Source organism: Halorubrum shenae, assembly GCF_051194165.1.
GTDB lineage: Archaea > Halobacteriota > Halobacteria > Halobacteriales > Haloferacaceae > Halorubrum.
In genome coordinates this window covers 114114-132480 of record NZ_JBLZNI010000009.1, presented here as the reverse complement: position 1 = coordinate 132480, position 18367 = coordinate 114114, and the positions used below count along the sequence as shown (strand labels likewise).

The window sequence follows — 18367 nt, the reverse complement described above, 5'->3', positions numbered from 1 at the left end:
GCCGGGAGTCCACATCAAAGCCCTTCCCTCAAGGACCGAGGCGCAGAGCGCCGAGGGAGTAGGGGAGGGTAGTTTACTTGTCGAACCGCGCCTGAACGAACGGCTGCGCGTTCTCGATGTCACCGAGTCGGGAGTCGGACAGGAGGACGGCCTCGGTCTCCTCGACGGGGACCGACAGGCCCATCTCCTTCGTGCGACCGTAGCGGCCCTTCGAGACGACGACGGCGTTGACGATACCGAGCATGTCGAGCTCGCTGATGAGGTCGGTGACACGGCGCTGTGTGAGCACGTCGGCGTCGATCTCCTCACAGAGGCGCTTGTAAATGTTGAACACCTCGCCGGTGTTGATGTTGTGCACCCCGTTCTTTTCCAAGAGGATGACCGCGAAGAGCACGATCTTGCTCTGGGTCGGGAGGGTACGGACGACCTCGACGACGCGGTCGAGCTCGATTTTGTCTTGTGCTTGCCGGACGTGCTTTTCCGCGACAATTTCGGCCTGCGAGCGCTCGGCGAGTTCGCCCGCGGTCCGAAGTAGATCGAGCGCGCGGCGGGCGTCCCCGTGTTCCTGTGCGGCGAACGCGGCACAGAGGGGGATCACGTCGTCCGTGAGTGCGTCCTGCTTGAACGAGATGTCGGCGCGGTGTTGGAGGATGTCGCGGAGCTGGTTCGCGTCGTACGGCGGGAAGACGATCTCCTCCTCGCCGAGGCTGGACTTGACGCGGGGGTCGAGGAAGTCGGTGAACTTCAGGTCGTTCGAGATCCCCATGATCGAGATGCGCGAGCGGTCGAGTTCGGAGTTCATCCGAGAGAGGTTATACAGGGTGTCGTCCCCGCTCTTCTCGACGAGCTTGTCGATCTCGTCGAGCATGATCACGACCACGCGCTCGTGATAGTCGACCGCTTCGAAGAACGTCGAGTAGACGCGATCGGTGGGCCAGCCGGTCATCGGGACCTCCTCCATCTCGTCGGCGTCGGCTTCGAGCTCGTCGATCCGAGTATCGAGTTCGTCTACCGAGCCGAACTTGGTTCCGGCGAGGGCGGTCGTATCGTCGACAGCGGCAGACCGGAGTTCGCGGTATCCGTCGAGCTGGTCCGCGATGACCGCCTGGTTTTCCTCGATGAAGGTGTTCGCGAGCTGTGCGAGAACGCGGTACTGGGTGTCCGTCACCTCGCAGTTGATGTACTCGACCTCGCAGGGCACGTCGTATTTCTGTGAGGTAGACTCGAGCTCTTGGGAAACGAATTTCGCGGAGGCCGTCTTCCCCGTCCCCGTCTTGCCGTAGATGAGGATGTTCGATGGGGTTTCCCCGCGCAACGCGGAGACGAGGATCGTCGCCATCCGGTTGATCTGGTCGTTGCGGTGGGGAAGTTCGTGGGGGGTGTAAGAGGGTCGAAGAACCTCCTTGTTCTCGAATATCGGCTCGCCGGAGAGTAGATCGTCGAACAGACCCTGGTTCTCGTCGTCGTCGTCGTCGTCGAGGACGACGCCGTCGAAGTCGACGTCCGTGGAGGAGCGGTCTCGTCCGGCGCTTCCGACCTCGATATCTGTCGAAACGTCAGTCGTTGGATCCGACTCAACGGAGTCAGGTCCGGTAGATTCAGAACTCTCCAAAGTGGGTTTATCTTTCGAAGTGGACTCGCCTGTTCGTGATGCCGGACGATCGGATTGGGTCGGCGAGTCAGCCGATGGTGGATCGTCGAGATCGGCATCTGTTAGATCGCCATCTGTTAGGTCGGCTTCGTCGTTTCTCGAGTCAGTTACGGACCGATCTCCGGAGACCCCGCTGCCGTCTTCCGATTCATCGGTCTGCGATGTGTTCTCTCCTTCGTCCATGAGTACCCCTCTGTTTCAGGTGGAAGTCGCCTGCGCAACGACGACAGATGTCGTATATCGGCCTGAAACGGCGATATCCGACCAAGATATTGATCGGACACGTCCAGTTGATGCAGTCGAACCAGATGAAGAGGGGGAACAAAAGTGTTACTCTCTGGACCCGAAACGGACCAGGTCGTTCGAGACCGACGGCGAATCAGCACCACAATTAGTGATGTGTGATCGAAATAAAGGTGTCAAGAGATCGGTAACAGTGCCAAGATCAGTGGTTCAGTAGTTGACATCCTCTCCGCCCTGAAGGGCGAAGATTCCCACGGCACCGTACCGCTGGGTTGGGATGGTTACGGTTTGTAGCGGCCTCGAAAGGCGGCTACTGGCTGTGCCAACCAGCCGTTACTCCTATCCCGGCATGGGATTCAGAGATACTTTTACTGCTTGCATCCCGAAATCCAAACGCAGAAAGGGATGCTTTCTGCGTGGAATCGAGCAATCCCGATATTGTCCAATTAGGTGGGCGGACGGGCCGCCTCGGTTACCTGTTAGTACGACGACCACTCACGTAAAATACCCGTCTGAACGTCAAACGTGGTTGGCGTGGAGTTTGTCGGACTCATCCCCGCACTGAAGCGCGATGCTCTCTCCTCGAACTTCCGTAAAACCCGATTAAGATGGTAGCTGATCGGACGGTACCCGATCGGACGGTAGCTGATTGGAACGGTAACTGACCGGAGCACACGCTGGTCCAGTTTCGATGTCGTTCAATGACTGTCGGCCGTTTTCCAGTTCGTCGATCCAACATCTCTGGACACGTCGTTTCGGTTTGACCCCCCAACCCCTTCGTTTCGGGTGGAACACGAATTTGGTGGGGGAGGGGGTCAAGCAGGTGGTGTAGATTACCGGTGGTTTTAATATAGCACACACGGAACAGTACCCTCGGTACTCCATCAGAAATTGTTTTGCTATAGTTGTTGTTTATTGTAGTATATACTCAATTAGTATTAACACTCAGTATACAGCCAACTACCTTCACCCCCACACCAGTATCGGTCTCCAGTCGAAACAAAGGGGTGGGGGGGAGAGAGAACCGAATAGCACAGTAGAATGAGGCCGAGAAGAGATTGAGGGATATCGAGAGGGATCGAGAGGGATCGAGAGGGATCGAGAGGAGATCGAGAGAAGCTCAAAAGACGAGATATTGGAAGACGCGAGAAAGCAAGAGAAAGCAAGAGAAAAGTAACTGAAATATCACAAAACATCACAAAATATGATATATATTCTAGAAAAGCTAAGAGAAGAAAGACAATTAAAATTCACTCCCCTTTTCCCTCGATTTTCGACGACTCCACCCTGATCTTTAAAAACATATAAATAAAGTCAACTAAATAACCAACTGATATTCCGGGTATCAACGACTGCACGACCCAAATGTCACCAAACTGACGGTGTCTGACGCAGTTGTTAAGTGAGAGGGGCGTGGATTCTACCGTAATTCCCCGAACACACGCTGGATGGCGCGGTATCGGGCGTTACCACACCGCACAGAGTGTCTGGGAGAGAACACAGGATTGGAGGTTAGGATGGGACTGCTCACGAATCTTAAAGACAGCATATCACGGGTCACAGACGGGTTGTTCGCGGCCGACGAACCCAAGCGGATCGGGATCTACGGGCCGCCGAACGCCGGAAAGACGACCCTCGCGAATCGAATCGCACGCGACTGGACGGGTGACGCCGTCGGGCCGGAGAGCCACATTCCACACGAAACCCGCCGGGCGCGCCGCAAGGAGAACGTGGAGATCGAGCGCAACGGGCGGACGGTCACCATCGATATCGTCGACACGCCAGGCGTGACGACGAAGGTCGACTACAAGGAGTTTCTCGACCACGACATGGATAAAGACGACGCCGTCCGTCGGTCACGCGAGGCGACTGAGGGCGTCGCGGAGGCGATGCACTGGCTCCGCGAAGATGTCGACGGCGTCATCTACGTGCTCGACTCCACGACGGACCCGTTCACGCAGGTGAACACGATGCTCATCGGGATCATCGAGTCGCAGGGCCTTCCCGCGCTGATCCTCGCGAACAAAACGGACCTTCCGGGATCGGACGTTCAGCAGATTGCGAACGCCTTCCCGCAACACGAGACGATCCCGCTGTCCGCGCTGGAGGGCGAGAACATGGACGAAGTGTACACGAAGATCGCGGAGTACTTCGGCTAATGCCGGGTCCAACCCCTAACGTCGACGGCGACGACGCTCCCTCCGACGACTCCGACGACGGGGTCCGGATCGACATGATAAGCGGGGCGCGGATGGACGGGCTCACGGGGATGGAGAAGATTCGCCTCATCCTCGACGGCGTCCGCGACGGCAACATCGTCATCCTCGAAGAGGGGCTCTCTCCGGACGAGGAGTCGAAGCTCATCGAGGTGACGATGACCGAAATCAGTCCCGACGACTTCACCGGGATCGAGATCGAGACGTACCCGAAGGCGGAGGCGGGCGATCAGAGCTTCCTCGATAAGCTGATGGGCCGCAAGTCGACCCAGAAGCTCACCGTCATCGGCCCGGCCAACCAGATCAAGACCCTGCACAAAGACGAGAACCTCATCAGCACACTCGTCTCCCGCAAGTAAATGCCACACCAGTGTACCACCTGTGGACGGACGTTCCCCGACGGCTCGAAGGAGATGCTCTCGGGGTGTCCGGACTGCGGGGGAAACAAGTTCCAGTTCAAGCCCGCTGGAGCGACGACAGACGAGCAACCATCATCCGCCGGGGACCAGTCGTCGGAGGCGACGCGCCAGCCTCCCGCAGATCGCCAGTCACCGACTGCTGACTCCCAGTCGACTGCTGACTCCCAGTCGACTGCTGACTCCCAGCCGACCGATACCGACGACGCCACCACCGTCGACGATGCTCCCACTCCTGCCTCTTCGCAGCCTGAGACCCGGACCTCAGACGGTCAGACATCGGACGCTGACCAGACGGACTCGGAACACGTCCGCGAGCGGAGCGAAGAGGACGTAGCGCAAGCGAGCGCACGCTCGGACGTCGTCTCCCCTGACGAACTCGATCGGGCGAGCCGGGATCTCGAAACCGATTCGGGCCCGTCCGAGTCTGAAACCGACACGCCAGCCGATCCGGACGGGCCCCGCCCCGACATCGATGACCTCCGAGACGAGCTCAACGAGCAGTTCGAGAGCATCCGGATCGTGAGCCCCGGGAAGTACGAGCTTAATCTGATGGAGCTGTACGACCGGCAGGAGTACATCATCTCGCTCCAGGAAGACGGTCGATACGTCATCGAGATGCCCGACGCGTGGGGCATCTCCGACGAGTAATCTCTCTTCCGACGAGTAATCTCTCTTCCGACGAGTAATCTCTCTTTTTGCCACTACCGGGCTCGTACTCACTCGGACGGCTCCGCCCGATTCTTTTTTCGCTCACCGATCAGTCGATCGAAACAACTCGAGTATCGCCGTCATTCGCGATCGATCCCACTCGTCTGGCGACCCTTGTCGAAGAAGACACAGTTATGCGGCTTCCTCCGTTACGGGCGCCCATGTCTACCGATCACGCTCTCAGTGCGGCGTCTCGACTGCTCTTTCTCCCGGATCGGCCGGGTCGGCCAAACCGGCTGAATCGAACGGCTCGACCGACCCAAACCGTCGATAGCGGGGTGGACGTATGCGCGTAGTCGCCAAGTTCGGCGGGACGAGCCTCGGAAGTGGCGATCGCATCGAGCGCGCGGCGGACTCGGTCGCGAGCGCGGTCGCGGCGGGCCACGAGATCGCGGTCGTCGCGAGCGCGATGGGATCGACCACTGACGAGCTCCTCGACGACATCACCTTCGAGACGGACGACAGCGATCGCGCCGAGATCGTCTCGATGGGCGAGCGCACCAGCGTCCGAATGCTGAAAGCCGCGCTCTCGGTTCGCGATGTCGACGCCGTCTTCCTCGAACCCGGCCATCCGGACTGGCCCGTCATCACGAACGAACTCGGCGAGGTCGACGTCGAGGAGACGAAGAAGCGCGCGCGAAAGATCGCGGCCGAGATGGACGGCGTCGTCCCCATCATCACCGGCTTCCTCGCGGAGGACCACCACGGGAACGTCACGACGCTCGGACGCGGCGGCTCCGACACCACCGCGGTCATGTTCGGCAACTACATAGACGCCGACGAAGTCGTCATCGTCACCGACGTCGAAGGCGTGATGACCGGCGACCCGCGGGTGGTCGAGGGGGCGCGCAACGTCGGACGGATCACCGTCGACGAACTGCGGAACCTTTCTTTCCGCGGCGCGGAGGTCGTCGCGCCGTCCGCGCTCTCGTACAAGGACGAGGACCTCGCGGTCAGAGTCGTCCACTACCAGCACGGCGATCTGCTCAGGGGCGGCACCCGCATTGAGGGCCAGTTCGAGAGTCTGATCGACATGCGCGAGGAGCCGCTCGCGTGTCTCACCATCGCGGGCCGCGCGATCCGGAACCGCGCGGGCATCCTCTCGCAGCTCGCGAACGCGCTCCGCGAGGAGGAGATCAACATCGACGCGGTCGCCTCCGGGATGGATTCGGTCACCTTCTACGTCGATGTCGACGTGGCTGAGACGGCCGAGGCGCTGCTCCACGAGGCGGTCGTCGACGACGAGGCGCTCTCCTCGGTAAGCGTCGCCGACCCGATCGCGGTCATTCGGGTGACGGGCGGAGAGCTCCCGAACGAGTCCGGCGTCATCCAGGAGATCATCGCGCCCCTCGGCGAGGACGGGATCAACATCATCGACCTGATCACGAGCGCGACCTCCGTCGCGGTGTTCGTCGACTGGGACGACCGGGAGGAGGCGCTCGAAATCGTTCAACGTCGGGTCGACTGACAGAGCCGGGCTGTTAACCCGTCGTTAGTCCTCTCCGTGTACGTCGGCTGAATCGATCACGTACTGCGTTGTCTGCCGCCCCTCGAACCGTGGTCCGGGCCCAGCTGACTCGAACCCGGCGTTTTCGAGAATATCTCCCGTTCGCTCGTCGTTCGGAACGACTGCCTCGACGCCCATTCCCTCTCGTCGCGCGAACCGACGCGGTTCCTCGAACAGGAGCCGGATCGCCTCGTCGTCGCCGTCGAAGTCGGTAACGTGTACGGTCTCATCTCGCACGTCGAACGCGACGAATCCCGCGACGGACGCGTTCCCGCCATCGCCACTGTCCGCTTCGTCTCCCGCCACCGCGACCCGGACCGACCGGTCGTGGATCATGTCCTTTACCACCCCTCGCGGTCGGTCGGTCGCCATCGCCAGCGCTTCGGCGTCCGACTCGAGCGCGTCACGGATTCGCATACTACGCGTATCCGGCGGTCAGGCATAAACCCGGTGTCGACGCCGATGTCGCGGTGGCGGCCTTGCGGCGTCGACGGTGTGGTGTCGGTGAGGGCCTTGCGGCGTCGGTCTCGTAGTGTTGTCGCTCATCTGCTCCCTCGCCGAAGAATATAGCTTTAAACGACCGGCGGATCCAGATACGGCCATGAGCAAATCCACCAAGATCGTCGTCGGTACGGTCGGCGTTTCGGCCGCCCTGTCGGTCCTTATCATCCTTTCATACGTCTTCGCTTGATGTTCGCGACACGTCCGCTCGATGACGACCTCGACGCGGTTCGCGAGGCCTACGCCCCGGGCTCGCCGGTCCTCGATGTCGACGCGGACTTCGAGACGCTTCCCCCGGCCGCCGCGGAAGACCTCGGACTGTTCGTCGACGGGCTCTCGCCCGCGTCGTTTCCGGTCGAGTGGCTCCCCGACGAGGTACCCGACCTGCTCCGCACGTACGCCGGGTCGACGTTCACAGTGGGGCTTCCCGGAGACGGGACCGTCGCCCGAACGACCCAGACCGACCCTCAGACAGTGCTCGTCAAGCAGCGAGCCGAGGGGACGCCCGACGACTTCCTCGCGTTCCTGATCGCGGACCGATTGGTCCAGATCGGCGCCGAGCCGAGACCGGGGTCGGTGCCGGACGAGGCGTCTGCTTCACACCTCCCCGAAAGCTTTCTCCCCTTTTTCGGCGAGCGCTACCGCGACCTTGACGCCGCGGTCCGGCGACCCGACCCCGACACCGGCGCGTCCACGACCGGGATGGGCCCCAGCGACGTCTTTCAGATCGCCACCGCGCTGTTCGACGCGTGGGTCGGGCTGTACACCCGCGACGTCTTCGCGTCGTGGGAGGGAAGCCACCCTCGGCTGTTCGACACGTGGCTCGACGCCGGGAACCGCCTCGAAGGCCGGCTCGGCGACCTCGCCCGCGAGGTCGCCCACGGCGAGACGGAGTTCGCGGCCGCGACCGAGTACGCCTGCTCGGCGGTCCGTCACGGCCTCGACCTTCCCGCACCGTTCGCGGCGTTCGACACCGCGGCGTACCGCGACCGCGGCGCTTCATACGCGGTGATATGGGCGGAGAAGACGATCGCGTCGATGGTCGACGCTGCGGAATAGCGGAGTAGGGTGGTATCGGACGAAAAAACGAACGGCGTTATCTCACAGATCGACGGTCACGTTCCCGTCGCCGTCCAGTTCGATGACGCCCTCGAACAGCTTTCGGAATCGGTCCAGGGTCGCGACCTCGTGGACCTCTTCCGAGAGGTGGAAGATCCCGACCGCGTCGTGTTCGTCGAGGAGATCCAGAATGTCCGCGGCCGCGTCGTACACCGCGTCGTCGTCGGCGTAGTACGCCATCTCCGTGAGCGAGTCAACGGAGACGCGCCGCTTCCCATCGTGTTCGGTGAGGAACCGCTCCACCCGGTCGACGACCCCGTCGAGGTCGTCCGGCGCGGAGACGTAGTACACGTCGTCCGAAGAGCGACGAGAGTACCCTCGTTCCACGGAGAGCGTGTCGAGGATGGTCGCCTTCGTCTCGTCGACGTCGTAGTACTCGAGTTTCTGTTCGACTTCGCGCGCGGTGGTCCGCGTGGAGACGACGAGGAAAGCGTCGGTGTCGATCTTCAGGAAGTCCGTGTCGATTCGGTCGGTCTCGCCGATACTCGGGTGAACGAGGAGGAGCCCGGTTCCACCGGGGATCGTTTCCGGCCCGTTCTCGATGGCGAGCGAGTAGTCCATGCGATCTGAAACCCGCCGGACCGACTTAACGATGCGGGCCACGGCGGTCGGATTGCGGTGCGAGCGACGGCGGTGATATTTCGATGCGAGCCACGCCGACCGGTTTTTGAGTCTCCCCCGCGTCGGCACGCACGATGCCCGGCCACGACACCGCCCGCGACGTCTACCGGCAGGCGCTCCCGGTGATCCTCGTCAGCCTCGTCGCGGGGCTGTTCTCCGGGACGATCCTCGGGTCGGAGACGATGCGCGCCGGTATCGCGGAGGTGCCGGGACTACTCTTACTGCTCCCGGCGTTCCTCGCCACCCGTGGGGGCGTCTACGGCTCGCTCGGCGCGCGCCTCTCGACCGGGCTCCACCAAGGGCTCATCGAACCCCGCTTCCGACTCGATCGGCGGCTCAGAAACGCGATCCTCGCCTCTTTTATCAACGGGATGACCGTTTCGGTGTTCATCGCGGCGATCACGTTCCTCTGGCTGCGGCTCTTCGGAAATAAGGGGGACCTCCTCGAACTGGTCGGGATCATGGTCGTCGCCGGCTTCCTCTCGGCAGTCCTCATGATCTCGGTGCTGATCGTCGTCATCTTCGTCGGCTATCGGCGCGGGCTCGACCCCGACAACGTGATCGGCCCCGTGGTTACCACTCTCGGCGACGTGTTCGGGATCCTCTTCCTCCTCGTCGGGATCTACGTCGTGGGGGCGGTACTGTGAGTTCGAGCGGGTCCGCGGGCGAGAGTGACTCCGAGACCCCCGCCGACCGCGAGTACGTCGACGAGTGGTCGATCCGCCGGATCGTTCGGACGATGGTCCCGTTGTTGGCCGCGCTGTCGGTGCTCCAACTCGTCTCCGGGACCGTTCTCCAAACGTACGAGGCGGTGCTCGTCCGAAACCCCGCGCTCCTCGTGTTGGTCCCGGTTCAGATCGGGACCGCGGGAAACCTCGCGTCGATCACCTGCTCGCGGCTCACCACCCAACTCTACCTCGGGACGTACGAGCTGAGCCCGTCGAATCCGGACCTCCGCGCCAACGTCGGCGCCGTGTTCGCGCTCGCGGGAACCGTCTTCGGCCTGGTCGGGGTCGCCGCCTGGGGGATCGGCGTCGCGCTCGGCGGGACTCTCGGTTTCGGTCGCGTGCTGCTCGTCTCGCTCGTCTCGGGGATGCTCCTCGCCGTCCTCGTGGTTGTCGCCAGCGTCGCAGCGGTCGAGGTCTCCTACCGCGTCGGGCTCAACCCCGACGACACGACCATCCCCGTCGTCACCAACCTCTGTGACGTCGCCGGCGTACTCATCCTGTTCGCGGTCGTCTCGGTAGTCGTCTGACCGTCGAGGATCCAGAAACAGTCCACTCCTCAGAACACGCTGTCGGCGGTCGCAGCGCCGACGACACTGAACACCGCTCCGACGGAAATGGCTCTGAACGTCGTCACCCACAGTTCGACCCCCGTCACGCCCTGATCGATGAGGAACGTGGCCGGTGCGTCGAACACCAGCGCGAGGACGGTCACGGAGCCGAACGCGACGATCATCAGCGACACGAACCGGACGGGGATCCCCACGATGTCCTTCTCCTTCTCTGGATCGCGGTCGGTGTCGGCTCGGTAGAGGGCGGCGTACCCGATCAGCGCGACGATCCCGGCGGTCAGCGCCCCCTGAATCCAGTTCATCCCCGCGGCGAGTACCCACACCTCTTCCGTGACCACGAACGGCCCCGCGAGGAGGAAGCCGCCGACAGCCTGCTGTGCGGAGTCCGCGATCCGGAACTTCGGCCGGCGGAGGCTCTGCGGGCGTTTCATACTTCCAGAAGTGACACCGACCGATAAAACGGCGACGCTTCCGAGCGTCGGCGCCCGCCTCCGAACCGGTTTTCACCCGCCCGTCCGTTCGCCCGGGTATGAGCGTACGCGAGGAGTTCGACGAGTGGGCGGCGGCGGGGAAGGACCGCGGCATGGAGGACCGACACTGGCACACCGCCAAGCACGTCCTCGCGCGGATGCCGGTCGAGGCGGGTGACACTGTCCTCGATCTCGGCACCGGCTCCGGCTACGCCCTCCGCGCCCTCCGCGAGCGGGGAATCGGACGAGCGTACGGGCTCGACGGCGCGCCGGAGATGGCGCGCAACGCTCGGAGCTACACCGACGACGACGCGGTCGGGTTCCTCGTCGGCGACTTCGATGCGCTCCCCTTCGCCGACGACTCGCTCGACCACGTCTTCTCGATGGAGGCGTTCTACTACGCGGCCGATCCGCTCCACACCCTCGAAGAGATCCGGCGCGTGCTGAAGCCCGGCGGCACCTTCTACTGCGCGGTCAACTACTTTGCGGAGAGCGAGCAGACCCACGCGTGGCAGGAGAACATCGCGGTGGAGATGACGCTGTGGGACCGCGAGACGTACCGCGAGGCGTTCCGGGAGGCAGGCCTGTACGTCGCCGCACAGGACGCGATTCCCGACCGCGAGATCGAGATTCCGGACGCCGCCGAGTTCCCGACCGACAGTTGGGACTCCCGTGAGGCGATGGTCGACCGGTACCGGACGTGGGGGACGTTGTTGACGGTCGGCGTCGCGCCCTGACTCGGTCGGTTGTTTATAAGTGATTGTTGCTGTCGGCGTATCGGCGGCGAACGCGTTCGGCTCTCCACTCGGTCATTTATGAGTGGTTGATCCCGGATCAGTGGCGACGACCGCGACCTCCAAAGCCCCAGCCGACGAGGCGGGCGCACGCTCGCTGTGGTCCTCGGTCGCTCACTCTGTTCGCTCCCTGCGGTCCTTACGTCGCCTGCGCCCGCCTCGCCGACTGCCCCTTTGAGTCCCGCCCCGCACAGGCACCTCACGCCTCCCCAGCCTCGTCGGCCACTCTCCGCTTCGCTCCGAGTGGCCGACTCCCTCGCACGCGCTCCTCGTGGCCTGCCGGCCACTCGGAGGCGCGCGCCGACCGCACGTTCGCTTATAAAACCTGCTCACGTTCGCCGATCCCTTTTAAGCGTGCGAGGCGTTCACACAGGTGGTATCCATGGAACTCCGATGCGAGGGCTGTGCCGGTTGTTGCGTCGACTGGCGGCCGCTCGCGCCGGACGCCGCCGGAACCGACCGCACCGGCAGCCGCCCGCCGATCGACGACGCCTACGACCTCGTGCCGCTCACGCGCGACGAGATCGCCCGGTTCCTCGACGACGGCCTCGGCGACGTGTTGGTCCCCCGGCTGTTCGAGCCAGCCGACGGGGACGATACGGTCCGGATCGACGCCGTCGAGGTCGCCGCCGCCGGCGACCGCCCGATCTTCGCGGTCGGGCTGCGGAAGCCCCCGAAGCCGGTCGCCCCGATCGGCACCGACGAACACCGCTGGCTCGACGCCTGCGTCTTCCTCGACCCGACCACGCTCCAGTGCCGGATCCACGACGACGATCTGTACCCGCAGACCTGCTCGACGTACCCCGCTCACAGCCTCGAACTAGGCGCCGAGACCGAGTGCGAGCGCGTCGAGGCCGCCGACGGCGGCGACCGGCTCCTCGACGACGCGGTCCCCGACGACACCCCGCCGCTCCCGTTCGGCCCGCGCGCCGCCGGTGCGACCGTCTTCGCGTACCCCGACCCCGACGACCTCGACGGCGTGATCGACCGGCTCCGGGGAGCGCGGCTCACCGCCGAGGACCGCGCCCGGTTCGTCGGGGCCGCGGTCGGCTCCAGCCCCGGTTCCCTTTCCGTCGCTCCCGACCGGATGGCCGAGGCCCGTGATCGCGCCCGCGACGCCGACTCGTGGGCCGGACGAGCGATCCGAGCGTGGAACGAGCGGGCCGCGGGCGACGGCGACCGGGTCGCGCTCGACCCGGAGGACCGCGTGCGGCTGGTCCGCGAACTGGAGGACGACGCCGGTGCGCCCGGAACGCCGGGGTGGGAGTGACGGACCGGGGACATGACGCCGGTTCTCGTGCGCGTACGCTCGCACGCGCACACGCGCGAGGGCCTTATCCCGCTCGGGACCGTACAACAGACGTGAACGAACGACGCCCAACCGACTTCGACGAATCGACCGAATACGAACGCGAGGACGTGTCGGTCCTCGTCATCGGCGCCGGCGCGGCGGGCGCGCGAACCGCGATCGAACTCGCCGAGCGCGGGGTCGACGACGTCCTGGTCCTCGGCAAGCGAGGCCACGGCGACGCCCACACCACGTGGGCCCGCGGCGGGATCAACGGCGCGCTCGGCACCCACGACCCGGAGGACTCCCCGGCGATCCACGCCGCCGACACGCTCAACGAGGGCCACTTCGTCAACGACCCGGCGAAAGTCGAGACCGTGACCGAGCAGATGCCGGCCCGCCTCCGCGAGCTCGACGAGTGGGGGATGGAGTACTCTCGCACCGACGAGGGCGAGATCGATCAGCGCTTCTTCGGCGCCCAGTCGTTCCGGCGAACCGCGTTCGCCGGCGACCACACCGGCGAGTCGATGCTGAACACGCTCGTCGATCGCGCTCAAGCGCTGTCGGTCCCGTACCGCGAGAACGTGATGATCACGAAGCTCGTCTCCGACGGCGACGCGGTGTACGGCGCCGTCGGCTTCGACATGGACGCCGGCGAGTTCGTCCTGTTCAACGCGGGCACCGTCGTCCTCGCTGCGGGCGGTCACGCGGCCATCTACAACCGCCACACCTCCAGAGACGACGAGAACAACGGCGACGGGGCGGCGTTGGCGTACGAGGCCGGCGCGTCGCTGATGGACATGGAGTTCATGCAGTTCCATCCGACCGGGATGGCCGTCGACGAGAGCGATCCCGAGTGGGAGCCGTGGAGCGGGCGCCTCGTGACCGAGGCGGTCCGCGGCGAGGGCGGTCGCCTGTTCAACGCCGACGGCGAGCGCTTCATGGAGCGGTACTCGCCGGACCAAATGGAACTCGACGCGCGCGACGTGGTCGCCCGGTCGATCGCACAGGAAGTCGCTGAGGGGCGCGGCACCGAGAACGGCGGCGTCTACCTCGATATCTCGCACCGCGACGCCGACTTCATCCGCGAGCGCCTCCCCCGGATGTACGAGCGCTTCCACGACCTCGGCGTGGACATGGCCGAGGAGCCCGTCGAGGTAGCGCCGACCTCCCACTACGGGATGGGCGGCGTCGCCGTCGACGAGGGCGGTGAGACCGACGTTGACGGGCTGTTCGCCATCGGCGAGACGATGGCGGGCGTCCACGGCGCGAACCGGCTCGGCGGCAACTCGCTGGCCGAGACCGTCGCGTACGGCGTCGTCGCCGGCGAGGGGATCGCCGACCGCGTCGACGGCCCGGGAGACGTTCCCGACGACCTCCGTGAGAGCCTCGTTGAGCCGCATGTCCGCGACCTGACCGCGATGGCGAACCACGTCGGCGACCACGACGTGGACGCGGTGCTCGCCGACCTGCGGGAGCTGATGTGGGACCACGCCGGGATCCTCCGCGACGAGTCGTCGCTCCGCGAGGGGCTCGACCGCCTCGCCGCTCTCCGCGAACGAGCCGCCGACATGCGTGTCGGACCGATCACGAGCGAGTCGTTCGAACTCGCCGTCGACGTCGGGTTCATGCTCGTCGCCGCCGAGGCGGTACTCCGCGGTGCGCTCGAACGCGAGGAGTCCCGCGGCGCCCACTACCGCACCGACTACCCCGACGTCGACTCCGACTGGCAACGGAACGTCTACTTCGACGCCGCCGACGTCGGCGGGATGACGCTCCGGACCGAACCGGTCGACGAGCCGAGCGAAGCCGTCCAGGCCGCCCTCAACGAAGGCCACGAGCTGGACTACCACCAGCTGGAGTGACGCCGACGAGCGCGTTTCGTCTCACCCGCCCCGCTTCCGATACCACGCGCGCTCGCCGACCGGCGACTCGCCCTCCTCGATCGGCAGCCGACCCACGAACAGGTCGCGGACGGCGAGCGTGATCACGAGCTCGACAGGTCCCTTGTCGTCGCCTCCCGCCTCTGACTCGACTGGCTGAACCGTCACGACGCAGTGCCCGTCGCGCTCGTCGATCGATTCGATCACCCCGACCGACCACCGGTCGACGTGGTGTGACGGCTCTCGGGCGTGGACTCGGTCGTGGTTCACGACTCTTCCCCCTCGACCCGCCGCACCGCGAGCGCGGCCTCGCAAGTGCACTCAGTCTCGCACTTCGGGCACTCCGACGCGGGCCGCTCGATCGGCTCTCGGTGGATCGTCTCGTAGCCGTGGCGGTCGAACAGCTTCTCCGGGGAGTCCTCGCCGCCGTGGTACCAGGAGTCCGCGAGGTACAGATCGACCCCCCGCTCCGCGCCGATCTCGTGGAGCCGTTCGAGGAGCCGGCTCCCGATCCCGCGCCCCGTGGCCCCGTCGCGGACGTAGCCCATCTCGAGGTGGCCGTACAGTTCCGCGGCGGGGAGCAGGTCGGGATCGTCGAAGAAGTACATCTCCTCGGCGACCGCCGCCGGGTCCTCGAACTCGCGGAGCGCCATCACGCCGAGGATCGGGCCGTCGCCCCCATCGGCCCCTACCGCGACCAGCACGTGGTACGTCGGGTCGTCGAGCCCGAGGTCGACGCCGTAGGAGCTCCCCTCGCTGAAGTGCTCGGTGATGAGCGCCTCCAGTTCGTCGGCGTCGCCCGGCCGCGGGTCGCGGATCGCGATCTCGTCCATTCGTCACCCGGTACGCTTCCCGCGGACAAGAGAAGTACGGTGTCGGACCTGCTCCCGGACTACCCGCCCACTCCCGGCCGCCAGACGCCCTGCTGTCGGTCGAGCCACGCGACGACGACGACGTGCGGGAGCGTCATGGCCGCGATGGCGACGAGCGACACGCCGAGCAGGTCGCCGGGCGCGGCGACGCCGGCGGGGACCGACAGCCCGACCGCGCCGACAACGAGGAACCCGCCGAGGGTGAGCGGGGCGGCGTCCCGGGCGAACCGCGCGAGGGCGTCGGGCACGTTGCCATCGCCGATCGCCGCAGACGCCCGGTCGTCGACGAGGATAAGCCGCCCGACGTGCCGGAGCGCGTGCCAGAGCGCGAAGTACACGCCGATCGCGAACACGGGCGCAGCGAGGAGGAACCACGCCCACAGCGCCCCGACCTCGCCGGCGTCCCGGAGCCACCCCCGTCGCGAGGCGCCGGCGCGAACGCGACGGTAGCCCAACCCGACCGACAGCGCCGTCGCGGCGATCATGAACGCCCCGACGGCCACCCGCGTTTCCGAGACGAACAGGGGGTCGACCGCGGCGGCCGCGGCCTCTCCGTCGACGACGAACAGTCCGACGATCCACTCGGCGACCAGCCGGTACTCCGCCGGATGGGAGAGCAGCGGGACGCCCATCGGGAGCCCCCCGCGCACGACGAGGCTCAGCCAGCGCTCGGCCGAGGTCGGGAGGTGGTCGACGCCGGCGACGACGAGCGCCGCCACGTCGCCCTGGCCCCAGTGGAGCCACGTGAGCGCGATGAACCCGACGAACGACGCGACCGGCGCGAGGAAGAACGCGGCGACGACCGCCCCGCCGAGGACCGCGTAGACGACGGAGACGACGGCGACCGATCGCCGAAGCGAGACCGCCGTCGCCGCCCGCAGCGGGACGAGGTGGTCGACCGCGCCGTGAGCCATCCCGACGACGAGCGTTCCCAGCGCGAACGTCGCGACGCCGAGTTCGACCGGAAACAAAGGGGTCACGGCGCCGATCGGCAGCAGCGCGGCGAGCGCGATCGCGGGATACAGCGCGAACCACCGGTCGACCGCCGATCGGGAGCGGTCATCGGTTTCGACCGGTGTCGTCTCACGGCTCGGCGCCGAACGCGTCGCCGTCTCAGTCATCAACGGATCCGGCCGACTCGGGTTCCGGCTCCGGCTGTGGTTCGGGCGGGTCGGGCTCCGGTTCCGGCCCCGGTTCGAACGCGCCGACAGGCGACTCGGTCGGCCGCCCGCGCCGGTCGTTCCAGTCGAGGACCCACTCGAATAACACGAGCCCGTTCACGGTCATCACGCCGGCTGAGGCGAAGAAGAGCATCTCCTCGATCGGGAGCCCCAGAACGGCCACTCCGGTCGTGAGTTCGGCGGAGAGCTGCCACGTCCCCATCTCGATCGCGATCCGGTCCGCGACCCAGAAGTACGCAGCCGGGATCAGCGTCGCTGCGACCCAGATCCGCGGCGTCCGGATCAGGTAGCCGCCGCCGACCGCCCACTGGAGCGCGACGACGGGGCCGACCCACGCGATCAGCCCGCCGAGGTAGAGGTACGACGGGTCGAGCGTCACCAGCCAGAGCCCGCCGGCGACCATCGCGACGCCGCCGACGACGCCGGCGATCCGGGGCCCCCGGTCGAAGTCGCCCTCCCTGAACGTCGGGTCGAACCCGATCAGGTGGAGCGCGAACGCGGTGACGACGGTCTGGACGGTGAAAAAGAGGTACTCGCCGAGCGGGATCGACAGCGCTCGGGCGAGTACCGCCCCGTCCGCGTACCACCAGGCGCCCTGCCGGATCATGTAGCTGATCCACGGCGTCGTGTACACGTACGCGATCGCGACGAGGATCGCGATCCCGACCGCCGCGCGGCGACGCCGAAGCGGGTCGTACCGCGGCGCGAGGTACCACAGCGCCGCGACCACGGGGAGGCTGAAGACGAGGTGGAACTGGAGATACGTCAGCGTCGGAAGCATCTGGTCACCCCAGCAACGCCGATCATGTACTATTGTTCGCTCCGCCCCTTATTAAACGTCCAGCCAAACAGCGTGGCTGCACCCGGTCGTCAGCGGTGTCGTGTCAGGCTGTTGCAGTTACTCTTCCGGGAGCACGTCGTACCCCTCCAGCACCTTCCCGAGCCGGAACATCGAGGCGACGACGGCGTCGCAGACGGGGCGGACCGCGTCCTTGGGGACGAAGCCGACCGCGAGCCCCGCGACCTCCAGCATCGGGAGGTCGTTCGCGCCGTCGCCGATCGCGACCGTCTCGGCCATCGGGATCCCGAGGTCGTCGGCGAGTTCTTCCATCGCGTCGTCCTTCGTCCCCTCGATGAGCGGGCCCTCGGCGTCGCCGGTGAGCGTCCTGCCGGCCATCGGCAGGCGATTGGCGACGATCGTGTCGGCCTCGACGCCTTCCTTCGCGAGCGCCCGCTCGACCCCGCGCTCGAACCCGCCCGTGAGCACGGCGACGTGGTGGCCCTCGGCCTGCAGGCGCTCGATCAGTTCGCCCGCCCCCGGTCGGAGCGCCACCTCGTCGAACGCGGCAGCGACGTCGTCCTCGTCGAGCCCGCCGAGCAGCTCTGCGCGCTGGTAGAGGCTCTCGGCGTAGCTGAGTTCGTCGTTCATCGCCCGCTCCGTGATCTCGGCCACCTCGTCGGCGACGCCCGCGCGCTCCGCGAGCAGGACCGTCATCTCGGAGTCGGACAGCGTGCCGTCGAAGTCGAACGCGATGAGGCTCATGGGATTTGTTCAGCGCGGAGGGGTTTTTAAGCACCTGATCGCGCATCGACCCGT

At 65.7% G+C, this 18367-nt stretch carries 20 protein-coding genes; 11 read left to right on the top strand and 9 right to left on the bottom strand.

The annotated features are described in order from the left end of the window. Positions 1–73: 73 nt before the first annotated feature. A complete protein-coding gene (locus ACNS88_RS12130; RefSeq protein WP_435097882.1) occupies positions 74–1834 on the bottom strand; it encodes a Cdc6/Cdc18 family protein in 1761 nt (586 codons plus the stop codon). A gap of 1577 nt (positions 1835–3411) precedes the next feature. Between ACNS88_RS12130 and ACNS88_RS12125 the strand changes: the two genes are divergently transcribed. The 4 genes from ACNS88_RS12125 to ACNS88_RS12110 all read left to right on the top strand — a co-directional run bounded on the left by ACNS88_RS12125 (position 3412) and on the right by ACNS88_RS12110 (position 6705). Further along, positions 3412–4053, top strand: coding sequence for an Era-like GTP-binding protein (locus ACNS88_RS12125; RefSeq protein ID WP_435097879.1), 642 nt, complete (start codon positions 3412–3414; stop codon positions 4051–4053). Next, the gene (locus ACNS88_RS12120; RefSeq protein WP_435097876.1) at positions 4053–4469 is read left to right on the top strand and encodes a DUF2073 domain-containing protein; all 417 of its coding nucleotides are present in this window, start codon (positions 4053–4055) and stop codon (positions 4467–4469) included. Before ACNS88_RS12125 ends, ACNS88_RS12120 begins: the two co-directional genes overlap by 1 nt. After that, positions 4470–5177 carry a Zn-ribbon domain-containing protein gene (locus tag ACNS88_RS12115; protein WP_435097873.1) on the top strand — a complete coding sequence of 236 codons (708 nt, stop codon included), beginning with the start codon at positions 4470–4472 and terminating at the stop codon, positions 5175–5177. It begins immediately after the preceding gene. Positions 5178–5523: 346 nt separating this feature from the next. Continuing rightward, positions 5524–6705: an aspartate kinase gene (locus tag ACNS88_RS12110; protein ID WP_435097870.1), complete on the top strand. Its 1182-nt coding sequence runs from the start codon at positions 5524–5526 to the stop codon at positions 6703–6705. Between the two features lie 24 nt (positions 6706–6729). Here ACNS88_RS12110 and ACNS88_RS12105 read toward each other — a convergent pair whose 3' ends face one another. After that, on the bottom strand, positions 6730–7161 hold the full coding sequence (locus ACNS88_RS12105) for a hypothetical protein (protein WP_435097867.1): 432 nt from the start codon (positions 7159–7161) through the stop codon (positions 6730–6732). Positions 7162–7345: 184 nt separating this feature from the next. Between ACNS88_RS12105 and ACNS88_RS12100 the strand changes: the two genes are divergently transcribed. Continuing rightward, complete coding sequence (locus ACNS88_RS12100) at positions 7346–7435, top strand: hypothetical protein (protein ID WP_435097864.1); 90 nt, start codon at positions 7346–7348, stop codon at positions 7433–7435. Further along, positions 7435–8304 carry a DUF7089 family protein gene (locus ACNS88_RS12095; protein ID WP_435097862.1) on the top strand — a complete coding sequence of 290 codons (870 nt, stop codon included), beginning with the start codon at positions 7435–7437 and terminating at the stop codon, positions 8302–8304. The genes ACNS88_RS12100 and ACNS88_RS12095 overlap by 1 nt, the downstream gene beginning before the upstream one ends. Before the next feature lie 42 nt (positions 8305–8346). Here the strand turns inward: ACNS88_RS12095 and ACNS88_RS12090 are convergent, their stop codons facing one another. Beyond that, positions 8347–8925, bottom strand: a complete 579-nt coding sequence (locus tag ACNS88_RS12090) for a DUF7090 family protein (protein ID WP_435097859.1) — start codon at positions 8923–8925, stop codon at positions 8347–8349. Between the two features lie 134 nt (positions 8926–9059). On the opposite strand from ACNS88_RS12090, the gene ACNS88_RS12085 reads away from it, so the two are divergent. Next, entirely contained in the window at positions 9060–9632 is a 573-nt protein-coding gene (locus ACNS88_RS12085) for a magnesium transporter (RefSeq protein ID WP_435097856.1), read from the top strand. 92 nt (positions 9633–9724) lie between these two features. Continuing rightward, on the top strand, positions 9725–10240 hold the full coding sequence (locus ACNS88_RS12080) for a magnesium transporter (protein ID WP_435097888.1): 516 nt from the start codon (positions 9725–9727) through the stop codon (positions 10238–10240). A gap of 29 nt (positions 10241–10269) precedes the next feature. Here the strand turns inward: ACNS88_RS12080 and ACNS88_RS12075 are convergent, their stop codons facing one another. Then, positions 10270–10713 carry a DUF2391 domain-containing protein gene (locus ACNS88_RS12075; protein ID WP_435097853.1) on the bottom strand — a complete coding sequence of 148 codons (444 nt, stop codon included), beginning with the start codon at positions 10711–10713 and terminating at the stop codon, positions 10270–10272. A gap of 98 nt (positions 10714–10811) precedes the next feature. On the opposite strand from ACNS88_RS12075, the gene ACNS88_RS12070 reads away from it, so the two are divergent. The 3 genes from ACNS88_RS12070 (at position 10812) to ACNS88_RS12060 (ending at position 14699) form a co-directional block, all read left to right on the top strand. Next, complete coding sequence (locus ACNS88_RS12070) at positions 10812–11489, top strand: class I SAM-dependent methyltransferase (RefSeq protein WP_435097850.1); 678 nt, start codon at positions 10812–10814, stop codon at positions 11487–11489. A gap of 439 nt (positions 11490–11928) precedes the next feature. After that, positions 11929–12816, top strand: a complete 888-nt coding sequence (locus ACNS88_RS12065) for a YkgJ family cysteine cluster protein (protein ID WP_435097847.1) — start codon at positions 11929–11931, stop codon at positions 12814–12816. Between the two features lie 92 nt (positions 12817–12908). Beyond that, positions 12909–14699 carry an L-aspartate oxidase gene (locus tag ACNS88_RS12060; RefSeq protein WP_435097844.1) on the top strand — a complete coding sequence of 597 codons (1791 nt, stop codon included), beginning with the start codon at positions 12909–12911 and terminating at the stop codon, positions 14697–14699. Positions 14700–14720: 21 nt separating this feature from the next. Here the strand turns inward: ACNS88_RS12060 and ACNS88_RS12055 are convergent, their stop codons facing one another. The 5 genes from ACNS88_RS12055 to serB form a co-directional block, all read right to left on the bottom strand. Further along, the gene (locus ACNS88_RS12055) at positions 14721–14987 is read right to left on the bottom strand and encodes a DUF7861 family protein (RefSeq protein ID WP_435097841.1); all 267 of its coding nucleotides are present in this window, start codon (positions 14985–14987) and stop codon (positions 14721–14723) included. Then, positions 14984–15550 (bottom strand): GNAT family N-acetyltransferase, encoded by a 567-nt coding sequence (locus ACNS88_RS12050; RefSeq protein WP_435097838.1) that lies wholly within the window; start codon positions 15548–15550, stop codon positions 14984–14986. The genes ACNS88_RS12055 and ACNS88_RS12050 overlap by 4 nt, the downstream gene beginning before the upstream one ends. A 59-nt stretch (positions 15551–15609) precedes the next feature. Beyond that, positions 15610–16710: a Brp/Blh family beta-carotene 15,15'-dioxygenase gene (locus tag ACNS88_RS12045; protein WP_435097835.1), complete on the bottom strand. Its 1101-nt coding sequence runs from the start codon at positions 16708–16710 to the stop codon at positions 15610–15612. Next, positions 16703–17551, bottom strand: coding sequence for a lycopene cyclase domain-containing protein (locus tag ACNS88_RS12040; protein ID WP_435097832.1), 849 nt, complete (start codon positions 17549–17551; stop codon positions 16703–16705). Before ACNS88_RS12040 ends, ACNS88_RS12045 begins: the two co-directional genes overlap by 8 nt. Before the next feature lie 117 nt (positions 17552–17668). Then, entirely contained in the window at positions 17669–18313 is a 645-nt protein-coding gene (gene serB / locus ACNS88_RS12035) for a phosphoserine phosphatase SerB (RefSeq protein ID WP_435097829.1), read from the bottom strand. Positions 18314–18367: the final 54 nt, after the last annotated feature.